17 protein-coding genes, 4 tRNA genes and 1 pseudogene are annotated in these 20,976 nt (G+C 68.7%); 12 read left to right on the forward strand and 10 right to left on the reverse strand.

What is annotated here, in order from left to right:
* The first annotated feature begins 92 nt into the window (after window positions 1-92).
* On the forward strand, window positions 93-839 hold the full coding sequence (locus ACSQ3D_RS16880) for a GNAT family N-acetyltransferase (RefSeq protein WP_056416812.1): 747 nt from the start codon (window positions 93-95) through the stop codon (window positions 837-839).
* Here the strand turns inward: ACSQ3D_RS16880 and ACSQ3D_RS16885 are convergent.
* From ACSQ3D_RS16885 to ACSQ3D_RS16895, 3 genes are read right to left on the reverse strand one after another with little or no spacing between them, the layout of a single operon-like run.
* Window positions 818-2,902, reverse strand: coding sequence for a PP2C family protein-serine/threonine phosphatase (locus ACSQ3D_RS16885; RefSeq protein WP_156370648.1), 2,085 nt, complete (start codon window positions 2,900-2,902; stop codon window positions 818-820). The genes ACSQ3D_RS16880 and ACSQ3D_RS16885 overlap by 22 nt on opposite strands.
* Complete coding sequence (locus ACSQ3D_RS16890) at window positions 2,892-4,859, reverse strand: hypothetical protein (RefSeq protein WP_436127660.1); 1,968 nt, start codon at window positions 4,857-4,859, stop codon at window positions 2,892-2,894. Before ACSQ3D_RS16890 ends, ACSQ3D_RS16885 begins: the two co-directional genes overlap by 11 nt.
* Window positions 4,856-5,680, reverse strand: coding sequence for a hypothetical protein (locus ACSQ3D_RS16895; RefSeq protein ID WP_056416820.1), 825 nt, complete (start codon window positions 5,678-5,680; stop codon window positions 4,856-4,858). Before ACSQ3D_RS16895 ends, ACSQ3D_RS16890 begins: the two co-directional genes overlap by 4 nt.
* Window positions 5,681-5,721: 41 nt before the next feature.
* Between ACSQ3D_RS16895 and ACSQ3D_RS16900 the strand changes: the two genes are divergently transcribed.
* On the forward strand, window positions 5,722-6,213 hold the full coding sequence (locus ACSQ3D_RS16900) for an ATP-binding protein (RefSeq protein WP_156370650.1): 492 nt from the start codon (window positions 5,722-5,724) through the stop codon (window positions 6,211-6,213).
* Window positions 6,214-6,333: 120 nt separating this feature from the next.
* Window positions 6,334-6,774, forward strand: a complete 441-nt coding sequence (locus tag ACSQ3D_RS16905; protein WP_056416825.1) for a type III secretion system chaperone — start codon at window positions 6,334-6,336, stop codon at window positions 6,772-6,774.
* A 93-nt stretch (window positions 6,775-6,867) separates the two neighbouring features.
* Here the strand turns inward: ACSQ3D_RS16905 and ACSQ3D_RS16910 are convergent, their stop codons facing one another.
* Genes ACSQ3D_RS16910 through ACSQ3D_RS16920 form a run of 3 tightly spaced genes read right to left on the reverse strand, consistent with a single transcriptional unit; the run spans window position 6,868 to window position 9,011 of the window.
* Entirely contained in the window at window positions 6,868-7,416 is a 549-nt protein-coding gene (locus tag ACSQ3D_RS16910) for a TPM domain-containing protein (protein WP_056416827.1), read from the reverse strand.
* A 2-nt stretch (window positions 7,417-7,418) separates the two neighbouring features.
* Window positions 7,419-8,369 carry a TPM domain-containing protein gene (locus tag ACSQ3D_RS16915; RefSeq protein ID WP_436127661.1) on the reverse strand — a complete coding sequence of 317 codons (951 nt, stop codon included), beginning with the start codon at window positions 8,367-8,369 and terminating at the stop codon, window positions 7,419-7,421.
* A gap of 39 nt (window positions 8,370-8,408) precedes the next feature.
* Complete coding sequence (locus tag ACSQ3D_RS16920) at window positions 8,409-9,011, reverse strand: LemA family protein (RefSeq protein WP_436127779.1); 603 nt, start codon at window positions 9,009-9,011, stop codon at window positions 8,409-8,411.
* 241 nt (window positions 9,012-9,252) lie between these two features.
* On the opposite strand from ACSQ3D_RS16920, the gene ACSQ3D_RS16925 reads away from it, so the two are divergent.
* The 3 genes from ACSQ3D_RS16925 to ACSQ3D_RS16935 all read left to right on the forward strand — a co-directional run bounded on the left by ACSQ3D_RS16925 (window position 9,253) and on the right by ACSQ3D_RS16935 (window position 11,359).
* Window positions 9,253-9,696, forward strand: a complete 444-nt coding sequence (locus tag ACSQ3D_RS16925) for a YybH family protein (RefSeq protein ID WP_056416865.1) — start codon at window positions 9,253-9,255, stop codon at window positions 9,694-9,696.
* Window positions 9,697-9,768: 72 nt separating this feature from the next.
* Window positions 9,769-10,806: a YheT family hydrolase gene (locus ACSQ3D_RS16930; protein WP_436127662.1), complete on the forward strand. Its 1,038-nt coding sequence runs from the start codon at window positions 9,769-9,771 to the stop codon at window positions 10,804-10,806.
* Entirely contained in the window at window positions 10,799-11,359 is a 561-nt protein-coding gene (locus tag ACSQ3D_RS16935; RefSeq protein WP_436127663.1) for a DUF2946 family protein, read from the forward strand. Before ACSQ3D_RS16930 ends, ACSQ3D_RS16935 begins: the two co-directional genes overlap by 8 nt.
* Before the next feature lie 233 nt (window positions 11,360-11,592).
* Here ACSQ3D_RS16935 and ACSQ3D_RS16940 read toward each other — a convergent pair.
* From ACSQ3D_RS16940 to ACSQ3D_RS16955, 4 genes and pseudogenes are all read right to left on the reverse strand, one after another.
* Window positions 11,593-12,186, reverse strand: a pseudogene (locus ACSQ3D_RS16940) (c-type cytochrome); the annotation flags it as partial.
* Between the two features lie 156 nt (window positions 12,187-12,342).
* On the reverse strand, window positions 12,343-13,764 hold the full coding sequence (locus ACSQ3D_RS16945; RefSeq protein WP_436127664.1) for an efflux transporter outer membrane subunit: 1,422 nt from the start codon (window positions 13,762-13,764) through the stop codon (window positions 12,343-12,345).
* Window positions 13,757-16,912, reverse strand: coding sequence for an efflux RND transporter permease subunit (locus ACSQ3D_RS16950; RefSeq protein ID WP_436127665.1), 3,156 nt, complete (start codon window positions 16,910-16,912; stop codon window positions 13,757-13,759). The genes ACSQ3D_RS16945 and ACSQ3D_RS16950 overlap by 8 nt, the downstream gene beginning before the upstream one ends.
* Window positions 16,913-16,925: 13 nt before the next feature.
* Window positions 16,926-18,227, reverse strand: a complete 1,302-nt coding sequence (locus ACSQ3D_RS16955) for an efflux RND transporter periplasmic adaptor subunit (protein ID WP_056416842.1) — start codon at window positions 18,225-18,227, stop codon at window positions 16,926-16,928.
* Between the two features lie 190 nt (window positions 18,228-18,417).
* On the opposite strand from ACSQ3D_RS16955, the gene ACSQ3D_RS16960 reads away from it, so the two are divergent.
* The 6 genes from ACSQ3D_RS16960 to tuf all read left to right on the forward strand — a co-directional run bounded on the left by ACSQ3D_RS16960 (window position 18,418) and on the right by tuf (window position 20,971).
* Window positions 18,418-19,074 carry a TetR family transcriptional regulator gene (locus tag ACSQ3D_RS16960; protein WP_056416845.1) on the forward strand — a complete coding sequence of 219 codons (657 nt, stop codon included), beginning with the start codon at window positions 18,418-18,420 and terminating at the stop codon, window positions 19,072-19,074.
* 98 nt (window positions 19,075-19,172) lie between these two features.
* Window positions 19,173-19,248, forward strand: a tRNA-Arg gene (locus ACSQ3D_RS16965).
* 96 nt (window positions 19,249-19,344) lie between these two features.
* A tRNA-Tyr gene (locus tag ACSQ3D_RS16970) sits at window positions 19,345-19,430 on the forward strand.
* A 67-nt stretch (window positions 19,431-19,497) separates the two neighbouring features.
* Window positions 19,498-19,571, forward strand: a tRNA-Gly gene (locus ACSQ3D_RS16975).
* A gap of 60 nt (window positions 19,572-19,631) precedes the next feature.
* Window positions 19,632-19,706 (forward strand) — tRNA-Thr (locus ACSQ3D_RS16980).
* A gap of 74 nt (window positions 19,707-19,780) precedes the next feature.
* The gene (tuf, locus tag ACSQ3D_RS16985; RefSeq protein ID WP_056410091.1) at window positions 19,781-20,971 is read left to right on the forward strand and encodes an elongation factor Tu; all 1,191 of its coding nucleotides are present in this window, start codon (window positions 19,781-19,783) and stop codon (window positions 20,969-20,971) included.
* Window positions 20,972-20,976 lie beyond the last annotated feature (5 nt).

Consider the following 20,976-nt stretch of genomic DNA (forward strand, 5'->3'; position numbering starts at 1 on the left):
AAATACCCTTTGCCTTGGCTGCGCTGCGCCGGCTTGCTTTGCAACAGTCCCGTTGTCGTGCAAACTCGCACGCTGCTGTCGGAGTCTCTGGTTTGCTGTCGTCGATTCAACATACGCCCCCGTCCCTGTCGCCGGATGCCGCCTTCGCGCATCTTCCGGATCTGAGTGCCCACATCCTGCTGCCCAACGACTTTGCGGCGTGGAGCGCACTGCGCGACCGGGTGATCGCCGACCTGCCCAACCCTGACTTCTACGTGCGCGAGGACGACGAGCAGCTGTTCTTCGAGGCCCACACGCAGCCCCTGGGCGAGACCATCGGGGTGTTTGCCCACGGCGCGCTGGTCGCCTATGCGATGGTGGGCTTCCCCGACGCGGATTCGCCTGACAACCTGGGGGCCGTGATCGGCCTCGAACCCGCCCTGCATGGCAAGGTCACCCATCTGTCGAGCTGCATGGTGCTGCCCGAATGGCGCGGCCGCAGGCTGCAGCGCACGCTGCTGGCCGCGCGGCTGGCGCTGGCCCATGCGCGCGGCCGTCCGCTGTGCATGGCGATGGTGTCGCTGCTCAATCACAGCAGCCGCCACAACCTGCTGCGCCAGGGCTTGCACATCGCCTGGACGGGCGTCATCGACGGGCTTGAGCGCCATGTGGCGATGATCGACCTGCAGCACGGCCTGCATTTCGACATGGGCGACGAGAAGCTCTTGCAAAGCGATGATTTCGGCGCCTTGCAGGCGGCCTGCGCGGCCGGCTACACCGGCATCGGCGAAGTGCGCGACGACGCGGGCGTGCGGCTGCGGTACGTGCGGCACCTGCATCACGACCGCGCTCCCTGGTAGGTGATGGCCACCACGGTGATGTCGTCGGCCTGCGCGGCCCCGGCCTCGAACGCGCGCACCGCCTGAACCACGCGCTGCGGCACGCCGGCCGCATGGCCCTTGTGCACCGGGTCGGCGCCCACGGCCTCCATGGCATCGAGCAGCGCCTGGTCGCCGAACAGGACGCCCTCGGCGTTGTTGGCCTCGGTCACGCCGTCGGTGTAGAGCAGCAGGGTCTCGCCCGGCGACAGCATGACCTCGCCTTCGTTGTATTCCTGTCCTTCGAGCACGGCCAGCGCCATGTTGGAGCCGCGCTCGAAGAAGGTCGCCTTGCCCTCCCGCAGCCGGATGGGCGGGTTGTGGCCGGCGTTCACGTAGGTCAGCCGCCCGCTGCGCAGGTGCAGCACGCCGTAGAACACGGTGACGAACATCATCTGGTCGTTCTCGGCGCACAGCTGGTCGTTCAGCGCGGCGATGGTCGCGCCCGGAAAGCGCAGGAACAGCGCGTTGCTCTTGAGCAGCGTGCGCGAGATCGCCATGAAGAACGCGGCCGGAACGCCCTTGCCCGAAACGTCGGCGACCACGATGGCCAGGTGCTCGTCGTCGATGGGGAAGTAGTCGTAGAAGTCGCCGCCCACCTCCTTGGCAGGGATCATGGTGGCGGCGATCTCGATCTCGCCCACGTCGGGGGCCGAGCGCGGCAGGATCGACAGCTGCATCTGGCGCGCGATCTCGAGCTCCTGCTGCAGGCTGGCGAGCATGGCCTGTGTCTGCACCGCGGCCTGCAGCTCGCGCAGCAGCTTGAGCAGGCGGCTTTGCTGGGTGCTCACCAGGCCCGACATGCGCCCGAGGATCCCGGCGAGTTCGGCCAGCTGGTTGGTGCCGCTTTGCACGGTCTCGGCAACGGGCACCGGGATCTCGGCGCGCGTGGCCAGCGACGCCAGGATCTCCTCGCGGGACGCCGGGTCCAGGCTCTCGGCCAGCGAGCGCAGCTGGTCGCGGATCAGGCGCTCCTGCTGGTGGCGGATGCGGATGCGCTCCTGCCGCAGGGTTTCCAGGTTGAGCAGTTCCGAGCGGATGGCCACCACGCCGCGGGCGATGGCGCCGGACTCGTCCTCGGCCTCCTCCTCGCCGTCGTCCAGCGACGCGTCGGTGGCGCCGCTGGCCAGCGCCTTGAGCACGCCCACGGACCGCGTCAGCGGCTCCATCGCGTGCTGCATGTAGGCGGCCAGGCCCATCACCACCAGGGCCGCGAAAAGCAGTGCGCCGCCGGCTGCCGCCCAGTTGAAGAACTTGTCGGACCGGTACTGCGCGGTGACGTCCTGCACCCACACCAGCGCGCCCACCACGCGTTTGTCGGGGTTCACCACCGGCTGGCTGACCAGCTGCAGGGCGCCCTGGCTGCTGGCCGAGGTGCTGGACAGCGGCAGGATCAGCGCCTGCGAAGAGCGCACGGGCACCACCGCGCCGGTGGCCGCCAGGTTGCCCGGCTGGGTGCCCAGCGTTTCCTTGCCGCGCATGTTCACGATGAAGATGTCGCCGCCCAGATAGGCTGCCAATTCGGGCAGGCGCTGCGCCACGTCCTGCCCGATGGCCAGCGCGCCGCCGTCGAAGCCGCGCACCAGCACCCAGTCGTACTGGCGCGGGGCCACCTGGCTCAGGCCGCGCACGCCCGAGGGCGATTCCAGCGCCGCCTTCACCCAGCCGGATTCGGCCAGCGGCTGCGGGTCGAACCCGGGCTCGGTGGTGGAGATGAGCGCACCGCCAGGCCCCAGGATGTCGATGCGCAGGCCTGGCGCCTGGCGCACGGCATGGGCCAGCAGGGTGTCGATGCGCTGCTGCGCACCCGGTGCCTGCAGGTTGCGGAACGACGGGTCTTCCAGCAGCTTGCGCGCGAGCGCGTCCTGGCGGTCCAGGCTCTCGTTCTGGAGCTTGTCCCAGGCGATCCGCTGGCCCTGCAAAAGAGCCTCGTTGTAACGCTGCGCCCAGCGCTGCTCGCCTAGCCAGCCCATCATGCCCAGGGCGGTCACCAGCAGTGCCATCGCCAACAGCAGGATGAACATGATGCGCCGCTTAAGCTGCATCGCTGTCCTTTCGTGTCGGCTGCCAGGGCTGCGGACGGGGTTGCGCCCACCAGCTGACCCCGACGGCCAGCGTGGCGACGAGCAAAAGGCTGGTGGTGGGCAGGCCCGCTGCCGCGATGCCGCCCGCCAGCAGTGCGCCGAGGGCCGTGCCCAGCAGCGTGGCGGACGCGGGGGTGTGGTGGGTGCGCTGGGTCGATGTCACCGCATGGCCCAGCAGGTAGGCCGTGAGCAGGGCCGCCACCGACAGGGCCGCGATCTGCCAGGCGCCGGCGCCTGGCAGCGCAAGGGCGAGGGCATTCACCAGGGCCGCCATGGCCAGCGCGGCGCCGGTGTGGCGGCGCCTGCGCAGCGGATCGAGCAGGCCCCCCAGCAGGCCGACCCCGAGCGCGCTGGCCACGGCTGCCTGCGCCAGGCCGTGCGGCACGGCGGTGGCGGACATCCACCCGGCCACCATGAGCAGGCCCGATGCCGCAGCGATGCAGGCCGTCACGCTGACGGCGCGCAGCCCCGACCGGGCCGCGGCGGCTGCCTGGGCCTGGGCGCGCGCGCCGACGCGGTGGCGCCAGGGGCTGCGCGGCTCGTTCCAGCGCAACAGCAGGAAGCTGGCACACAGCAGCGGCAGCGTCAGTGCCAGCCCGCCGTAGAGCCCGCCCAGCGCGGTGAACGCCACCGAGCCCAGTGCCGGGCCGAGCCAGACGGTGGCGCCCACCCAGGCGCCCATCGCCGCCTTGGGCCAGCGGGGCATGGCGTGCTTGAAATCCTGGCGGCGCGGCACCTGCTCGACCGTCATGCAGGCGGCCAGCGCCGCACCCGCGAAGCCGCCGCACCACAGCGCGACACCGGGCAGCCATTGCAGGGGGGTGTAGCCGGTCCACGCGCCCGAGGCCAGCACGAGGGCGAGCCCCGCCAGTCCGGCGCAGGCCGAGAACAGCACCGACAGCACCGGCCAGCGCCGGCCCTGCGTGACCCAGGCGGCGAGGGCGGCCGAGACGATGAACGCGGCCGGCAGCAGGGCCAGTTGGAGGGGCGGCAGGTCGGCCACCGCGTTCGATGCGGAGGTGGCCAGCGCGAGCAGCGCCACGGCGCCCAGCGTGATCAGCAGGCTGGCCCAGAAGGACTGCGCCTCGGCGGCCACGACGCGGACCTGCGTGAGGCCGTGTTCGGCAAAACGGTGGGTGCCCTGGGCCTCGGCCAGCAGCATGTCCAGGTACTCGCGCCGCTGGGCCTGGGGCTCGGTCTGGCGCAGCGACGAGATCAGCCGGCGCACGCGCGTCAGTGTTTCGTGCACGCCGCGCACGGCGTGGCCCAGTTGCTGCGCCCGCAGGTCAAACCCGCGCCGGTGCGGCAGCACCATGGACCGGTCGTAGCGCCCGCTCGCAATGGCGCGCATGGCCAGCCGCACCGCATGGTTGCGCAGCTTCACGCCCTGCGCTTCCGAGAAGCGCGCGGCCAGGAAGGCCAGCGCGGCCAGCAGCAGCACCGCCGGCAGCAGCAGGGTGGCGGCCGAGCGCGCAAACGGACCTGCGCCGGTTTCCTGCAGCGCCAGGCGGACGGTGCCGCGGGGCTCGCCGCGCACGGTGATGGGGGCGTCTGCCACGGTGCCCGTGGCCACCTTGGTGGCGCGCTCGCGCTCCACGAACCACAGCACCTTGCCGGGCCCCTGCAGGAGGGCGATGGACTGGATCTCGGCATGGGCGCCCAGGCGCTGGTTGAAGAGCGCTTCCACGCCCACCAGGCCCTCCAGGGGAATGCCGATGTCCAGCGCATGGCCGATGCGCTGGCTCAGCGAGTCGGCCATGAGCTGGGCGCGCACGCGCTCGCTTTCCTGCCGCATGCCGCGCAGCTGTTCGTAGGTGTTCCAGGCCAGGGCGGCCGCGGCGGCCAGCAGCAGCGCCAGGGCGATGCAGCCCAGGCGCAGTGCCGCATTGGGACGGCGGGGCCGGCGGTGGCTGCTCATTCCAGGCGCTCGCTTTCGTCCAGCCGCGCCAGGCAGTCGTCCATGCGCGCGCGCACCGCGGCGGCCTCGGCCAGCGACTGGGCCATGCGGCCGTTGCGTTCGTAGGCCAGCCGGCGGTACTGCGGCGCCAGCGCCCAGCGCGCGGCCAGCCAGCCGATCACCACCACCAGCACGAAGATCGCCAGGGTGGTGAGCAGGATGGGGCTGAGCAGCTTGTCGCGCAGCGATCCGCCGTCCACCCACTGCAGGGCCGGCGCGGGTGCCGCGTAGCTGGTGCTGATGTGCCCCACCACTTCGCCGAAGGCGTTGTGCAGGGGCAGCCCCATGACGGCCTCGGTGCCGATCAGCGCCGTCCAGGTGCGGTCGCCGCGGGCGCCGGCCTCGGCCGCCTGCGCGACCCGGGGGTGCAGCGGCTCGCCGATGGCGCCGCGGTCCGTGCTGAAGAGCGCGATGCCCGCCCGGTCGACCACGTCGATGGCGTGCAGCTGCCTGTCGCTGCCCAGGGCCTTTTCCAGGCGCGACGGCATCGCGCGGTGGTCAGGGAGGTCCAGGCCCAGCGCCAGGTCGCCTTCGATCGACTCCTGCAGGCCCGCCAGCGTGAGCGAGAGCCGCGCGCGCTGGATGCCTTGCTCTTCCTGGGTGCGGATGTTCAGCAGCAGGAAGGCGATCAGCACGACGCCGGCCAGCACGATCAGCAGCCACAGCCCGGCCAGTTCCCACAGCGCTGCAAAGCCAGGCCGGGGGCCCATGGCCGGGGTGGCGGGCGCGGCAGATCCGGGCTGCGGCGTGGCCTTGGCGGGTGAAAAGGCAGCTCCGCTCATGCCACAATGCGCCGACGCGTGTGCAGGCCGAGAGAGCGGCGGTGCGCATCGATGTCCACGGCCCTTTCGAGCGCATGCTGTCTATGAACCCTCCGGCTGAACTGCACTGCACCCTGTCCGGTACCGTCGCGGAGCTCCCAGCGTTCTTCGAGCGCATGGAGGATTGGGCCATGGAGCACGGGGCTCCCCTGCCGCTGGCGTCTTCTTTCGGACTGATGCTGGACGAGTTGCTCACCAACGTCGCCACCCACGGATACGGCGGTCAGGGCGGCCCGGTGACGGTGCAGCTGGTGTTCACCGCGCCCCGCACCCTGAGCGCCATCGTGCGCGACGAAGGCCCTGCTTTTGATCCCACCACGCTGGTGGCTGCCGATATCGAGGCGTCGCTCGAGGACAGGCATATCGGTGGGCTGGGTGTGCATTTCGTCAAGAAGTTGGCGGATCGTTTCGTTTACCGCCGGGACGGCGCCGTCAACGAAATCGCGGTGTCTCGCACTTGGACGCCTGGCGGCGCATCGGGCGAAGGTATGTAGCAAAGTGTACAGGCGTATCATTGCCTGTGACCAGCGCTGTATGCGCTGCCTGGGCCGCGTTCGCGCCCGGGTGTATCCACCTCCCCCCATCCCGCCTCTTTCGACCGCCAGCCTGCTGCCATGTCCGACAGCCACGTGTCTCCTCTGATCGCTGCATTGGGCGAAGCCATCGGCATTCCGGCGCTGCGGGCCGATGCGCAGGGGTGCTGCCGGCTCCTCTTCGATGGCGACCGTGCGGTGGAGTTGCGGTGCGCCCCGGCGCAGGGGCGCTGGGTGCTGTCCTGTGCATTGCGCGGGCAGCGTGTGGACACGGCGGGCATGCAGGTGCTGATGCAGGGAAACCACATGGGGGCCGGCTTTGGCGGCGGCTGGTCGGGCGTGGATGCCCAGGGGCTGGCTGTGGTGCATTTGCCACTGGCCCTGCCCGAGGCGTCGGCCAGCGCGATGCTCAACGCCATCGAACTGCTGCTCAACCACGTGGAGCGCTGGGAGCGGCGCCTGCTGGAAGCCGTGCCCGCATCGCCAGGCTCGCGCATGGCCGAGTGGGCGCAGCGCATCTGATCTGATCTGGCGGCCACACACCGCCTGCGCAAAGGGGCCGGCGCGTTCGCTGCCGGCTGCGGCGGGCCTTGTGCCTGATCGCCTCGCCCCTTGCTAACCCCCGCTACCGATGACCGGCCGGTCCGGCAGCTCATTGCCAGGCCGATGGCCCGTGGCCTGTGCGCTGCCTGCGGGAAAGTGCGCTTGCAGCAGGGCTGACACTTCGGAAATCGCGCGGGTCAGGCCTTCCTCGTGGCGCCCTGCGCGGAACGCGTCGCCCATCGCGGCCACCATGCGCTGCCAGGTGTCGGCCGGCACGGCACCCGCCAGGCCGCGGTCGGCCACGATTTCGATGGCGTGTTCGGCCTGCAGCAGGTAGATCAGCACGCCGTTGTTGCCTGCGGTGTCCCACACGTGCAGCTTGCCGAACTGGGCCACCGCACGCTCCCTGGCGCTGGCGCCGCGCCACAGGTACGACAGCGGCAACCCCGCCTCCACGCAGATGCGGATCTGCCCGGTGTGCAGCCGCTCGCTGGCGGTGACGCGCTCGGTGAGCCGCGCGAGCACATCGGCAGGGAAGGTCCGCTGCAGCGCGCCATCGGCCCAGCGGTGGCGGGCCAGGCGCAGGCAGCGGTGCCACAGGGTCAGAGGGTGTGCCGCCATGTTCACCAGCCTCCCGACGCGCCGCCGCCGCCAAAATTGCCGCCGCCGCCCGAGCTGAAGCCGCCGCCCCCGGAGCCGAAACCACCTCCGCCGCCACGGCTGCCGCCGCTGCCTCCCCAGTGGCCCCCGCCCGCACCCCAGCCGCCGGCGCTGCCGCCCTGGATCACCGGGCCGCTGCGGCCGCCGAAGAGCCAGGTGTAGAGCAGGGCGATCAGGCCGGCGCCTCCCGCCAGCAGCAGGCTGGAGGTGATGAGAAAGGCTATGGCGCCCACCCCGCCGCCCATGAGCAGCCCGCCCATCCGCCCGCCCAGCAGGCTGCGCGCGAGCGGGCCCGCGACGATCACGCCGAAGAACAGGAAGATGGCGAGGTCCGCCCAGTCGAATCCGCTGCCGCCGCCGGTAGCGCGGCTGCGAGGGTCGGACTCGCTGCCTTGCGCCGGGGCGGGCAGGGCCTCGCCAGCGATGCGTGCGCTCAGTGCGGCCACCGCGTCAGTCAGGCCGCCGGCGTAGTCGCCCTGCTGGAACTTCGGCTTCATGGTGCCGTCGATGATGCGCGCGGCGGCGATGTCGGGGATGGCGCCTTCCAATGTCTTGGCGACCTCGATGCGCATCCTGCGGTCGTTCTTGGCCACGACCACCAGCACGCCGTCGCCCACCTCGCGGCGGCCGATCTTCCACACGTTGGCGACGCGGTTGGCGTACGCGGCGATGTCTTCGGGCGCGGTGCTCGCCACCATCAGCACCACCACCTGCGCGCCGCGGGTGCGCTCCAGCGCCTGGAGCTGCGCGTCCAGCGCGGCAGCGTCGTCGGTGCTGAGCGTGCCGGTCTGGTCGATCACGGCGCGGGTCAGGGCGGGCACGGGCTGCAGGCCCTTGTCAGCCTGGGCCCAGGCGCTCGATGTTGCTATTAAAAATATAGCTGCTAGCGCCCGCCAGATGCGCGGTAGAGGCATTTTTGGGTCCAAGTGAGGGGCTGTGTCGGCGCGCAGGCCTCAGCGCTTGGGTTGTGATGCCGAGAAGTCCACCGTGGGCGGTGCGGAGATCTGCGCCTCGTTGGCGACCGTGAAGGTGGGCTTGGGCGCGTAGCTGAACGCCTTGGCCGTGAGGTTGGTGGGGAAGCTGCGCGCGAGCACGTTGTAGTTCTGCACGGTCTCGATGTAGCGGTTGCGCGCCACGGTGATGCGGTTCTCGGTGCCTTCCAGCGTCACGCGCAGGTCGCGAAAGCCCTGGTTGGCCTGCAGCGTGGGGTAGCGCTCGGACACGGCCATCAGCCGCGACAGCGCGCCCGACAGCTCGCCCTGCGCCTGCTGGAACCTGCTGAACGCCTCGGGGTTGTTCAGCGTCTCGGGCGTGACCTGGATCGACGTCGCCTTGGCGCGGGCCTCGACCACGCGGGTGAGGGTTTCCTGCTCGAAATTGGCTTCGCCCTTGACGGTGGCGACGATGTTGGGCACCAGGTCGGCGCGGCGCTGGTACTGGTTCAAGACCTCGCTCCAGGCGGCCTTGGACTGCTCGTCCAGCCGCTGGAAGTCGTTGTAGCCGCAGCCGCTGAGCGCCAGCACGGCCGCCAGCAGGGCAAAAAAGCGTTTCGTCATCATCATGATGGTCAGCACCGGGTGAAAATGGAAAGCCGGATATCGGGTGGGTGCGCCGCCGCTGCAAGGGCCGGCTGCGCGGGCGCCGGGCGGATGTGCGCCGCCGCCGCGCTGCCCGCGAACTGCCCGCCACCGTGCACGGCTTTGGGCAATGACCGCACAATAGCAGCCTGCGCGCAGCCCGCCCATGGGCACAGCGCGCCAGCCGCCCTCAGACTCCTCCTACGCCACACCGACCCCCATGCCCCGCCCCAGCGCCGCCACCCTCGGAGGATCCTCGGATGACACCGAGGCCGCTTTCTATGAAGCCCTGCAGCGCGGCGACATCGAACTGCTGATGTCCTGCTGGTCGGAAGACGACGACATCGTCTGCGTGCACCCCGGGGGGCCCCGGCTCATGGGCGCCGGTGCGATCCGCGCCGCTTTCGAAGCCATGTTCGCGCATGGCACGGTGCGGGCCCGGCCGGTGCAGGTGCACCGGGTGGTGGCCTTGTCCAGCGCCGTGCACAGCGTGGCCGAACATGTCGAGGTGATGCTGCCCGACGGCCTGCACCAGGCGGTGGTGCTGGCCACCAATGTCTATCACAAGACCCCGGAGGGCTGGCGCATGGTGGCCCACCACGCGAGCGCCGGCACCGCGCCCGACGCGCAGGGGGTCGATGCCCAGCGCCCGGTGCTGCATTGAGCGGGACGGACGGCCCTGGATGGATGCAGCTGTTTTTGCGGCCTGCCGCTGGATGAATAAGCGCCGATAGCTATGAAATATATAGCGCCACGCTGGCTGCCGGGTGGGCAGCTGCAGACCATCTGGCCTGCCCTCTACTCCCGCCGCGCGTTCGGCCCCAAGCCCCAGTACCGCCGCGAGCGCTGGGACACGCCGGACGGAGACTTCATCGACGTGGACTTTCTGGTGGACGGCAGCCCAGGCACCGGCACCGGCTCCGGTACACCGGCGCCGCAGCCCCTGCTGGTGGTGTTCCACGGCCTGGAAGGTTCGTCGCGCAGCCACTACTGCGAAGCGTTCGCTGACTTCGCGCGCGAGCACGGCTGGGCCTGCGCCTTGCCGCATTTTCGGGGCTGCAGCGGCGAGATCAACCGCGCCCCGCGGGCCTACCATTCCGGCGACCATGCCGAGATCGGCTGGATCCTGCAGCGCCTGCGCGCAGCACACACCGGGCCGCTGGTGGCGGTGGGGGTGTCGCTCGGGGGCAATGCGTTGCTGCGCTGGGCCGCCGAGGTGGGCGAGGACGCCGCGCGCAGCGTGGACGCGGTCGCGGCCGTGTGCTCGCCCATCGACCTGGCGGCCGGCGGGCACGCCATCGGGCGCGGCTTCAACCGGCAGGTCTACACCCGCATGTTCATGCGCACCCTGGTGCCCAAGGCGCTGCAGAAGCTGGCGCAGCACCCGGGCCTGTTCGACCGGCAGGCACTGCTGGCCGCGCGCGACCTGTACGCCTTCGACAACGTGTTCACCGCGCCCGTGCACGGCTTTCGCAACACCGAGGACTACTGGCTGCGGGCGTCGTCCAAGCCGATGCTGCACCGCATCCGCGTGCCGGCGCTGGTGGTCAATGCGCGCAACGACCCCTTCGTGCCCGCGGCCAGCCTGCCGCAGGCGCACGAGGTGGGCCGGTGCGTGACCTTGTGGCAACCCCCGCACGGCGGCCACGTGGGCTTTGCGCAGGGGCGGCTGCCCGGCAATGTGCGCGGCATGCCCGATGCCGTGGGCGGCTGGCTGGCGAATCAGGCTGACATCGGCGGCTGGACAGGCGCCGCACAATCGCCCCATGGATGACATCGTCAAGCAAGCCATTGCCAAATGGCCCAACGTACCCCACTGTTACGGCTGGCTGGGCCTGGATGCGCGGGGCCGGTGGTACCTGCGCGACGACGCGGTGCAGGCCGCAGGCCCCTTCCCCGAAGCCAAGGGCTCGCTGCTACAGCACGAAAAGCTGATCGAGTTCATCGAGCGCAACTACGAGGCCGACGGCCAAGGGCAGTGGTTCTTTCAGAACGGGCCGCAGCGGGTGTACGTCGAGCTCGAGGCCACGCCCATCGTCTGGCGCATCCAGCGGGACCTGTCGCTGGTCTCGCACACCGGGCAGGCCGCCACGGCGCTCGATTGCCTGCTGGACGAAGAGGGCCGGGTCTACCTGACTGCGGCCCAGGGCCTGGGCCTGGTGCACACCCTGGACGTGTTGCTCGCGTCCGAAGCGGTGGAGCGGGGGCTGTGGTCCCCACGCGAGGTGCGGGCCGCCGATCTGGCCACGCAGTATGGCTACATCCAGAGCCCTCGGGCGCTCTGGGTCGCCAGCGGCGGCGGGGCGGCTGCAGCAGCGCCGGTCTGATGCGGCGGCGGTCTGATGCGGCGGCGGGTCCCGATGTTGAGAGAAGTGAGGCCGGCGCACACCGCGCGGGCATGAAAAAGCCGACCTCAGTGGGTCGGCTTTCTTCGGCAGGGTTGGCGCCGTGACGGCGTAATTGCATCAGGACCAAGGAACCATGCGCCCTTCAGCCCCATGGCCGCAGCGTGGTGCCGCAGCCACAGTGCGCGGGCTGCAAGGCCCGCGAAGGATCACTGCGATGCAGCCGAGGCAGGTGCTGCAGCGGCAGAGGCATCCGCGGCAGGTGCTGCAGCGGCAGAGGCATCCGCGGCAGGTGATGATGCACCGGCAGCCGCCGGAGCGGCAGGCTCTGCAAACTTGGCGCCCGCGGCGTTGGCCATGTAGGCCACGGCGCGCGCGATTTCGGTGTCGTTGAAGTCGCCGCCACCCTGCGGCGCCATGGCACCCTTGCCCTTCAAGGCCGAATGCACCAGGGCATCGAAGCCGGTCTTGATGCGTTCTGCCCAGGCTGCGGCATCGGCCAGCTTGGGAGCCCCGGCCGCACCCGTGGCGTGGCAGGCAGCGCACTGGCCCTTGAAGACTGCTTCACCCGTCGCCAGAGGGCGGTTGGCATCGCGCACCTCGACCATGCCCACCTTCTGGATCCGCTCGGCAATGGACTTTTCAGGGTTGGCCGCACCAGCAGCGGGTTTGTCGGCCGATGTGACGTACATGACCAGGCCGATGATGGCAAAGATAGGAACCACAAACGAGAAAAAACTCGCCAGCAGCAGTTGCTTGGGGCTCTTGATGGGGCCGGTGTGCGCTTCTTCGTGGTGGGTGTCGCTCATGACTTCCTCTGGTGTATCGGGGGGCTTTGATGAAATCAACCTTAAATTATATCTGCGGCCCCAGGAGCTTCAGTCCCCCGCAAGGCACACGCGCACCCCGATGAACCCTGAGTGCACCCCCCGCAGCCCCGGCCGGGCCGCGGGGGGCAGCCTGCCTCAGGAGCGGTTGTCCGCCACTGCCGGCGCGCCGCCGCCCAGGGCCTTGTACAGCGTCACCTGGTTTTGCAGCTGCGCCAGGCGTACTTGCACCACCGCCTGCTGCGTGGCAAACAGCGAGCGCTGCGCGTCCAGCAGGTCGAGGTAGCTCGACACGCCGTTGCGGTAGCGCAGGTCGGCCAGTTGCAGGCGGGCGCCCTCGGCCTCGGCCTGCCGCTGCTGGGCCAGCGCCTGCTCGCCCAGCGTGGCCTGCCCGGCCAGCGCGTCCGACACTTCCCGGAAGGCGGTCTGGATGGCTTTTTCATACTGCGCCACGGCAATGCTCCGTCCGGCACGCGCGCTTTCCAGGTTGGCCTGGTTGCGGCCCGCATCGAAGATCGGCAGCAGCAGCGACGGCGCAATCGAGAAGCCCCAGGAGCCGCTCTTGAACAGCCCCGACAGCTCGTTGCTGGCCGTGCCCGCCTGCGCGGTGAGCGCAATGCGCGGGAAGAACGCAGCCCGCGCCGCGCCGATGTTGGCGTTGGCGGCGATCAGCTGCTGCTCGGCCTGGCGGATGTCCGGGCGCCGCGTGAGCAGCTCGGACGGCAGGCCGGCCGGCAGCTGCGCCATGGCGGGCGCATTGGCCAGCCGGCTGCCCGCCAGGCTGGCGCGCACCTCGTCGGGCAGGGCCTGGCCCAGCAGCAGGACCAGCGCGTTCTCGTCCAGCGCACGTTGGCGCTGCTGCTGCGCCAGCGTGGCGCGTGCCGCCTGGGTCAGCGAATCGGCCTGGCGGAAGTCCAGCTCCGAGGTCACGCCCGCGTCCAGGCGCATCTTGGTCAGGCGCACCGATTCCTCGCGCGAGGCCAGGGTCTGGCGCGACAGCTCCAGCAGCTCTTCGTCGGCCAGCAGGTTCAGCCAGCCGTTGGCCACCGCGGCCACCAGGCTCACCTGCGCGGCGTTGCGGCCTTCTTCGGTGGCCAGGTACTGCGCCAGCGCCTGCTCCTTGAGGCTCGCGATGCGGCCGAAGAAGTCGATCTCCCAGGACGAGATGGCCAGGCCGACGCTGAACGAGTTGGTCAGGTCGCCGGTGCCCGTGGCGGGCGCGCGGCTCGCGTTGGCGGCCACGCCCACGCCCGGGTACATGTCGGCACGGCGCACCTGGTAGGTGGCGCGGGCCTGCTCGATGTTGAGCACCGCCACGCGCAGGTCGCGGTTGTTGGCCAGCGCCGTTTCGATGAGCTGGCGCAGCCGGGGCTCGGCGAAGTAGTCCTGCCACGGGGCCATGGCGGCCGTGCCCTGTCCTGCAGCGGTATTGTCTGCGCCGAGCGTCGTGTACACCGACGGTACGGGCGCCGCGGGGCGCTCGTACGTGGGGATGAACGAGCAGCCGGCCAGCAGCGCGGCCGCGGCCAGGGCGGTGAGGGTGCTGCGGTGATTAGTCATGGGTTCCAACTCCTGCTTCTTCTGCATGGCGGCGGTTCATTTCCTGCTGGCGCGCGCTGCCCTTGAACAGGCTGCGCACCACGACGAAGAACACGGGCACGAAGAACACCGCCAGTGCCGTGCCGGTGATCATGCCGCCGATCACGCCGGTGCCGATGGCGCGCTGGCTGGCCGAGCCGGCGCCCGATGCGATGAACAGCGGCACCACGCCCAGGCCGAACGCGAGCGAGGTCATCACGATGGGCCTGAAGCGCAGGTGCGCGGCTTCCAGCGCGGATTCGACCAGCCCCTTGCCCTGGGCATGCAGGTCCTTGGCGAACTCGATGATCAGGATGGCGTTCTTCGCGGACAGGCCGATGATGGTGATCAGGCCCACCTGGAAGTACACGTCGTTGGCATACCCGCGCAGCAGCGTGGCCAGCAGCACGCCCAGCACACCGAGCGGCACCACCAGGATCACGGCCAGCGGAATGGTCCAGCTTTCATACAGCGCGGCCAGGCACAGGAACACCGCCAGCACGGCAAAGCCGTACAGGATGATCGCCTGCGATCCCGCCTGCTTTTCTTCGCGCGACGTACCCGTCCACTCGAAGCCGAAGCCCGGTGGCAACTGCGCGGCGAGCTTTTCCATCTCGGCCAGCGCGGCACCGCTGCTGTAGCCCGGGGCGGGTTCGCCGCTGATGCGCATGGCGGGGTAGCCGTTGTAGCGCACCGTCTGCTGCGCGCCCTTGACCCACTTCGTGGAGGCAAAGGCCGACAGCGGCACGGGCTGGCCCTGTGCGTTGGTCGCGTTCAGGCGCAGCAGGTCGTCGGGCTGCATGCGGCCTGGCGCGTCGGACTGCACCACCACGCGCTGCAGACGCCCCTTGTTGGGGAAGTCGTTCACATAGCTCGAGCCCAGTGCGGTGGAGATGGCGCTGTTGATGGCCTCAAAGCCCACGCCCAGAGCCTGCGCCTTGTCGCGGTCGATGTCGATCTGCAGCTGCGGAGCATCTTCCAGGCCGTCGGGGCGCAGGCCCGTCAGCACCTTGCTCTGCATGGCCATGCCCAGCATCTGGTTGCGGGCGTTGACCAGCGCGTCGTGGCCCAGGCCCGCGCGGTCCTGCAGGCGGAACGAGAAGCCGCTGCCCGTGCCCAGTTCCGGAATGGCCGGCGGGCTGAGCGGGAAGATGAACGCATCGCGCACCGTGGACAGCGCGCCGAACGCGCGGCCTGCCAGGGCGCTGGCGGATTGGCCGGCCTCCTTGCGCTCGTCCCAGTCCTTGAGCGTGACGAACGCGATACCCGCGTTCTGCCCCTGGCCTGAGAACGAGAAGCCCAGCACGCCCACCATGCTCTGCACTTCGGGCTGCTTGAGCATGAAGCCTTCGACCTGCTTCATCGCCTCGAGCGTGCGCTCTTGCGTGGCGCCGGGCGGCAGCTGCACGTTCACCAGGATGTTGCCCTGGTCTTCCTGCGGCAGGAACGCGGTGGGAATGCGCGTGTACACGATGCCCACCACGGCCAGGATGGCGCCGTAGATGACCAGGTAGCGCGCCGCCTTGCGCAGGATGCGCGACACCAGGCCCTCATAGCCCTTGGCGGTGCGCGTGAACACACGGTTGAACCAGCCGAAGAAGCCGCGCTTTTCGTGGTGGTGGCCCGCCTCGACGGGCTTGAGCAGCGTGGCGCACAGCGCCGGCGTGAGCGACAGCGCCATGAAGGCCGAGAAGGCGATCGACGCGACCATCACGGCCGAGAACTGGCGGTAGATGTTGCCGGTGGAGCCCGCGAAGAACGCGAGCGGCACGAACACCGAGATCAGCACCACGGTCACGCCGATGATGGCGCCCGAGATCTGGCGCATCGCCTTGCGCGTGGCCTCCAGGGGCGAGAGCCCTTCCTCGCTCATGATGCGCTCGACGTTCTCCACCACCACGATGGCATCGTCCACCACGATACCGATCACCAGCACCATGCCGAACATGGTCAGCACGTTGATCGAGAAGCCCAGCGCCAGCAGCGTGCCGAACGTGCCCAGCAGGGCAATCGGCACCACGATGGTCGGGATGATGGTGTAGCGCCAGTTCTGCAGGAACAGGAACATCACCAGGAACACCAGCACCACGGCTTCGACCAGGGTCTCGGCCACTTGCGAGATCGAGATCTTCACGAAGCGCGAGCTGTCGTACGGGATGGAGTACTTCACGCCTTCAGGGAAGAACTTCTGCAGCTCGTCCATCTTCTCGCGCACCAGGCGTGCCGACTCCAGCGCGTTGCCGCTGGGCGACAGCTGCACACCCAGGCCGACGGCCGGGGCGCCGTTCAGGCGCGCCGAGGTGGCATAGCTCTGGCCGCCGAGTTCCAGGCGTGCCACGTCCTTCAGGCGCACCGACGAGCCGTCGGTATTGGCGCGCAGCACGACGTTGCCGAACTGCTCCACGCTGGACAGCTGGCCCTTGACCACGACCGTGGCCGCAATGCCCTGGCCGGTGATGTTGGGCAGGTCGCCCATCACGCCGGCGGACACCTGGGCGTTCTGCGCGCGGATGGCGGCCGTCACGTCGGCGGCAGACAGGTTGAAGCCGCGCAGCTTGTCCGGATCGATCCAGACGCGCATCGCGTTTTCGCTGCCGAACAGCTGTACCTGGCCGATGCCCTTGACGCGCTGCAGCTCGGGCTGAAGGTTGCGGGCCGCGTAGTCGCCCAGTTCCACGGGGGTGAACTTGGGGTTGTCCGACGCCAGCATGGCAAACAGCAGGAAGTTGCTGCGGGCCTTGTCGACGCGTACGCCCTGCTGGGTCACGACGGACGGCAGGCGCGGCGTGGCGCGCGACAGGCGGTTTTGCACATCCACCTGGGCCAGGTCGGAGTTCGTGCCGGGCTCGAAGCTCAGCGTGATGCTGCCGGAGCCATCGGCCTGGGCCACGGACTCCATGTACAGCAGGCCGGGCGAGCCGTTCATTTCACGCTCGATGACGGACAGCACGCTGTCCTCGAGCGTCTGGGCGGACGCGCCTGGGTAGGCGGTGTTGATCACGATCGATGGCGGGGCCACCGGCGGATACTGGGCAATCGGCAGTTGCGTGATGGCGACGCCGCCCATCACCATGATGAACAGCGCAATCACCCACGCAAAGATGGGGCGGTCGATAAAGAACTTGGCCATGCTGGGCTGCCTTTTATGGCTTGGAGGCCGCGGCCGATGCTGCCGGTGCGGCTGGCGCAGACGCAGACGCAGCGGCGGCGGAGGCCCCCGGCTGCGCTGGCGCGGCGCCCGGCGCTTGCCACGGCACAGGCTTCACAGGCGTTCCCGGCGGCAGCATCTGCAGCTTCTGGAAGCCGTCCACCATGACCTTCTCGCCAGCCTTCAGGCCGTCGAGCACCACCCAGCGGTTGTTCTGCGCGGCGCTGATCTTGATGGTGCGCTGCGAGATCTTGCCGTCATCGGACACGACGCTGATCGTGTCGCCTTGCTGCGTGCGCGTGACCGCCTGCTGGGGCAGCGTGATGGCGTTGCTGGCCTGGGCCTGCTCGATGCGCACGCGCAGGTACAGGCCGGGCAGCAGTTCGCCCTTGGGGTTGGGCACTTCGGCGCGCAGCGTGACCTGGCCCGTGGTGGCGTCCACCGACAGGTCGGTGAACAGCAGCTTGCCGGGCTGGGCGTATTCGGTGCCGTCACTGAGCACCAGCTTGACGCTGGCGGCCTCGCCGCCGGCGCGCTTGAGCTGGCCGTTCTCCATGGCGCGGCGCAGCTGGAACACATCGCTGGCCGACTGCGTGAAGTTCACATAGACGGGGTCGATCTGCTGCACCACCGCCAGCGCCGTCGCCTCGCCCTGGCCCACCAGCGCGCCTTCCGTCACCAGCGCCCGGCCGATGCGGCCGGAGATGGGGGACGTGACGCTGGCGTAGCCCAGGTTGATCTCCGCCGTGCGCACGGCGGCCTTGCCAACGGCCACGTCGGCTTGCGCCTGCTTCTCGGCCGCTTCGGCATTGACGAAGTCCTGCTTGCTGATGGCATTGGCGCTGACCAGGGGGCGATAGCGGTCCACCTGGGCGCTGGCCTGCGCCAGATTCGCCTGCGCCTTGGCCAGGCTGGCGCGCGAGCTTTCAGCGGCTGCAGCGTAGGGGGCGGGATCGATGCGGAACAGCGCCTGGCCCGCCTTCACGTCGCTGCCTTCCTTGAACAGGCGCTGCTGCAGGATGCCTGCGGCGCGTGCGCGTACCTGGGCGGTGCGCGATGCCTCCACGCGGCCTGGCAATTCGGTGACCAACCCCACATCTCCGGGTGTGGCAGTGACCACGCCCACTTCGGGCGCAGGCATCTGGGGCGGTGCGCCGCCCGCGGCCTTGCCGTCGGTTTTTCCGCAGGCGGCAAGGAGCAGGGCCACCGCGCTCACGGCCACGAAAGTGCGCGTCGTGCGGTAGGAAAGCGCCTGGGGGAGGGCGCGGCTGACGGATGGGTCACGCAGTGTGCGCATGAGAGTCCTTCTGATGTGCGTCAAGGAAATGGGGTTGTAGGGGATGGAGCGTCGGCCACGGGCCTTCCCCGGAGAACCCGACAAAACAAGTCCGCGATTATACATACAACCATGAATGTATAATTGGCGATGTGTATGCCCTTGCGTTCTTGCGGGGGCATTGGGACCGGAGCAGAGGAGACAAGCCACCATGGCACGCCGAACCAAAGAAGATGCCATCGCTACCCGCAACAGCCTCATCGATGCCGCCGAACAGGTCTTTGGCGACAAGGGGGTGTCGCGGGCGTCGCTCAGCGACATCGCCCAGGCCGCAGGCGCCACGCGCGGGGCCATCTACTGGCACTTCAAGGACAAGGTCGACCTGTTCAACGCCATGATGGACCGCGTGACCCTGCCCCTGGAGCAGGGCTATGGCGAGTTCGAAAGCAGCACGTGCCCTGAGCCGGTGCAGCGCCTGCGCGCCGTGATGGCCATGGTGCTGCGTGGCGTGGCCTTCGATGAGCGCACGCGCAGGGTCTTTGAGGTGGCGCTCTACAAGGTGGAGTACGTGAGCGAGATGGTGGGTGTGCGCGAGCGCCACATCGCGGCGTCCGAAGGGTTCACGCGGCAGCTGGCGCGGGACTTCGAGCTGGCAGCCCAGATGCAGGGTGTCGCATTGCCGATGACACCGATGGAGGCCGCGGTGGGCCTGCACGCCCTGTTCGACGGGCTGATACGCAACTGGATCCTCAGCCAGGGCGGCTTTGATCTGGTGGGGGTGGGCCGTGTCAGTACGGACGCCTTCCTGGTGGGGCTCGGGTTGTCGTTGCCGCAGGGGCGCTGCGATGCGCAGGATGCGTCTGCTTGAGCGTGGCACTCGCCGCTTGCGCGGTGCCGGGGTTGGCAGATCTTGTTGGGGATCATGGCGCTGCATGCGATAATCTCGGGCTGTATTGATGCAGTCACGCGGCTGTAGCTCAGTGGATAGAGTATTGGCCTCCGAAGCCAAGGGTCGTGGGTTCGATCCCCGCCAGCCGCGCCAGATGCCTGGGTCCAACGACCAGGGGTTCGAAAGTTGTGCGGCTTCGCACAATTTTTCAGGCGGGCTAAAAATCAGTGCTATAATTCGAAATTCTCCGGAGGGGTGCCCGAGTGGCTAAAGGGGGCAGACTGTAAATCTGTTGGCTTACGCCTACACTGGTTCGAATCCAGTCCCCTCCACCAGTTAGTCAGTGTTGAGAGTGTCAGCCGTTCTGTTTGTGCAGGGCGGTCGCAAAGGTTGTCAGCCGATGCGGGAGTAGTTCAATGGTAGAACCCTAGCCTTCCAAGCTAATGACGCGGGTTCGATTCCCGTCTCCCGCTCCATTGCTTGGCTGTGCTGGTTGATGAGTTAGAGATTTTGATGTCGTGCAAGCGGCATCAAGCGCCCATGTGGCTCAGTGGTAGAGCACTCCCTTGGTAAGGGAGAGGTCGCGGGTCCGATTCCCGCCATGGGCACCACTTTCAGGTGCGTCCGATTCTGGTTGCGCCGAGATCCTGTTGTGTTGATATAGATTTTTTTCGGAGTCGGAAAAATGGCAAAAGGTAAGTTCGAACGTACCAAGCCCCACGTCAACGTGGGCACGATCGGCCACGTGGACCATGGCAAGACGACGCTGACGGCAGCGATCGCCACGGTGCTGTCCGCCAAGTTCGGCGGCGAAGCCAAGAAGTACGACGAAATCGACGCGGCACCTGAAGAAAAGGCCCGCGGCATCACGATCAACACCGCCCACGTGGAATACGAAACGGCCAACCGCCACTACGCCCACGTGGACTGCCCTGGCCACGCCGACTATGTGAAGAACATGATCACCGGCGCTGCCCAGATGGACGGCGCCATCCTGGTGTGCTCGGCCGCTGACGGCCCGATGCCCCAGACCCGCGAGCACATCCTTCTGGCCCGCCAGGTGGGCGTGCCTTACATCATCGTGTTCCTGAACAAGTGCGACATGGTCGACGACGAAGAGCTGCTCGAGCTGGTCGAAATGGAAGTGCGCGAACTCCTGGACAAGTACAACTTCCCAGGCGACGACACCCCGATCATCCGCGGTTCCGCCAAGCTCGCCCTGGAAGGCGACAAGGGTCCTCTGGGCGAGCAAGCCATCGACAAGCTGGCCGAAGCCCTGGACACCTACATCCCCACGCCTGAGCGCGCTGTGGACGGTGCCTTCCTGATGCCCGTGGAAGACGTGTTCTCCATCTCCGGCCGCGGCACCGTGGTGACCGGCCGTATCGAGCGCGGCATCATCAAGGTCGGCGAAGAAATCGAAATCGTCGGTATCCGCGACACGCAAAAGACCACCTGCACCGGCGTGGAAATGTTCCGCAAGCTGCTGGACCAAGGCCAGGCTGGCGACAACGTCGGCCTGCTGCTGCGCGGCACCAAGCGTGAAGACGTGGAACGCGGCCAAGTGCTGTGCAAGCCCAACTCCATCAAGCCACACACCCACTTCACCGCCGAAGTGTATGTGCTGAGCAAGGACGAAGGCGGCCGCCACACCCCGTTCTTCAACAACTACCGTCCTCAGTTCTACTTCCGCACGACCGACGTGACTGGCGCCATCGAGCTGCCAGCCGACAAGGAAATGGTCATGCCTGGCGATAACGTGTCGATCACCGTCAAGCTGATCAACCCCATCGCCATGGAAGAAGGTCTGCGCTTCGCTATCCGCGAAGGCGGCCGCACCGTGGGCGCTGGCGTCGTGGCCAAGATCATTGCTTAATTCAA

The organism is Acidovorax sp. LjRoot117, assembly GCF_964252695.1.
Classification (GTDB): domain Bacteria; phylum Pseudomonadota; class Gammaproteobacteria; order Burkholderiales; family Burkholderiaceae_C; genus Acidovorax.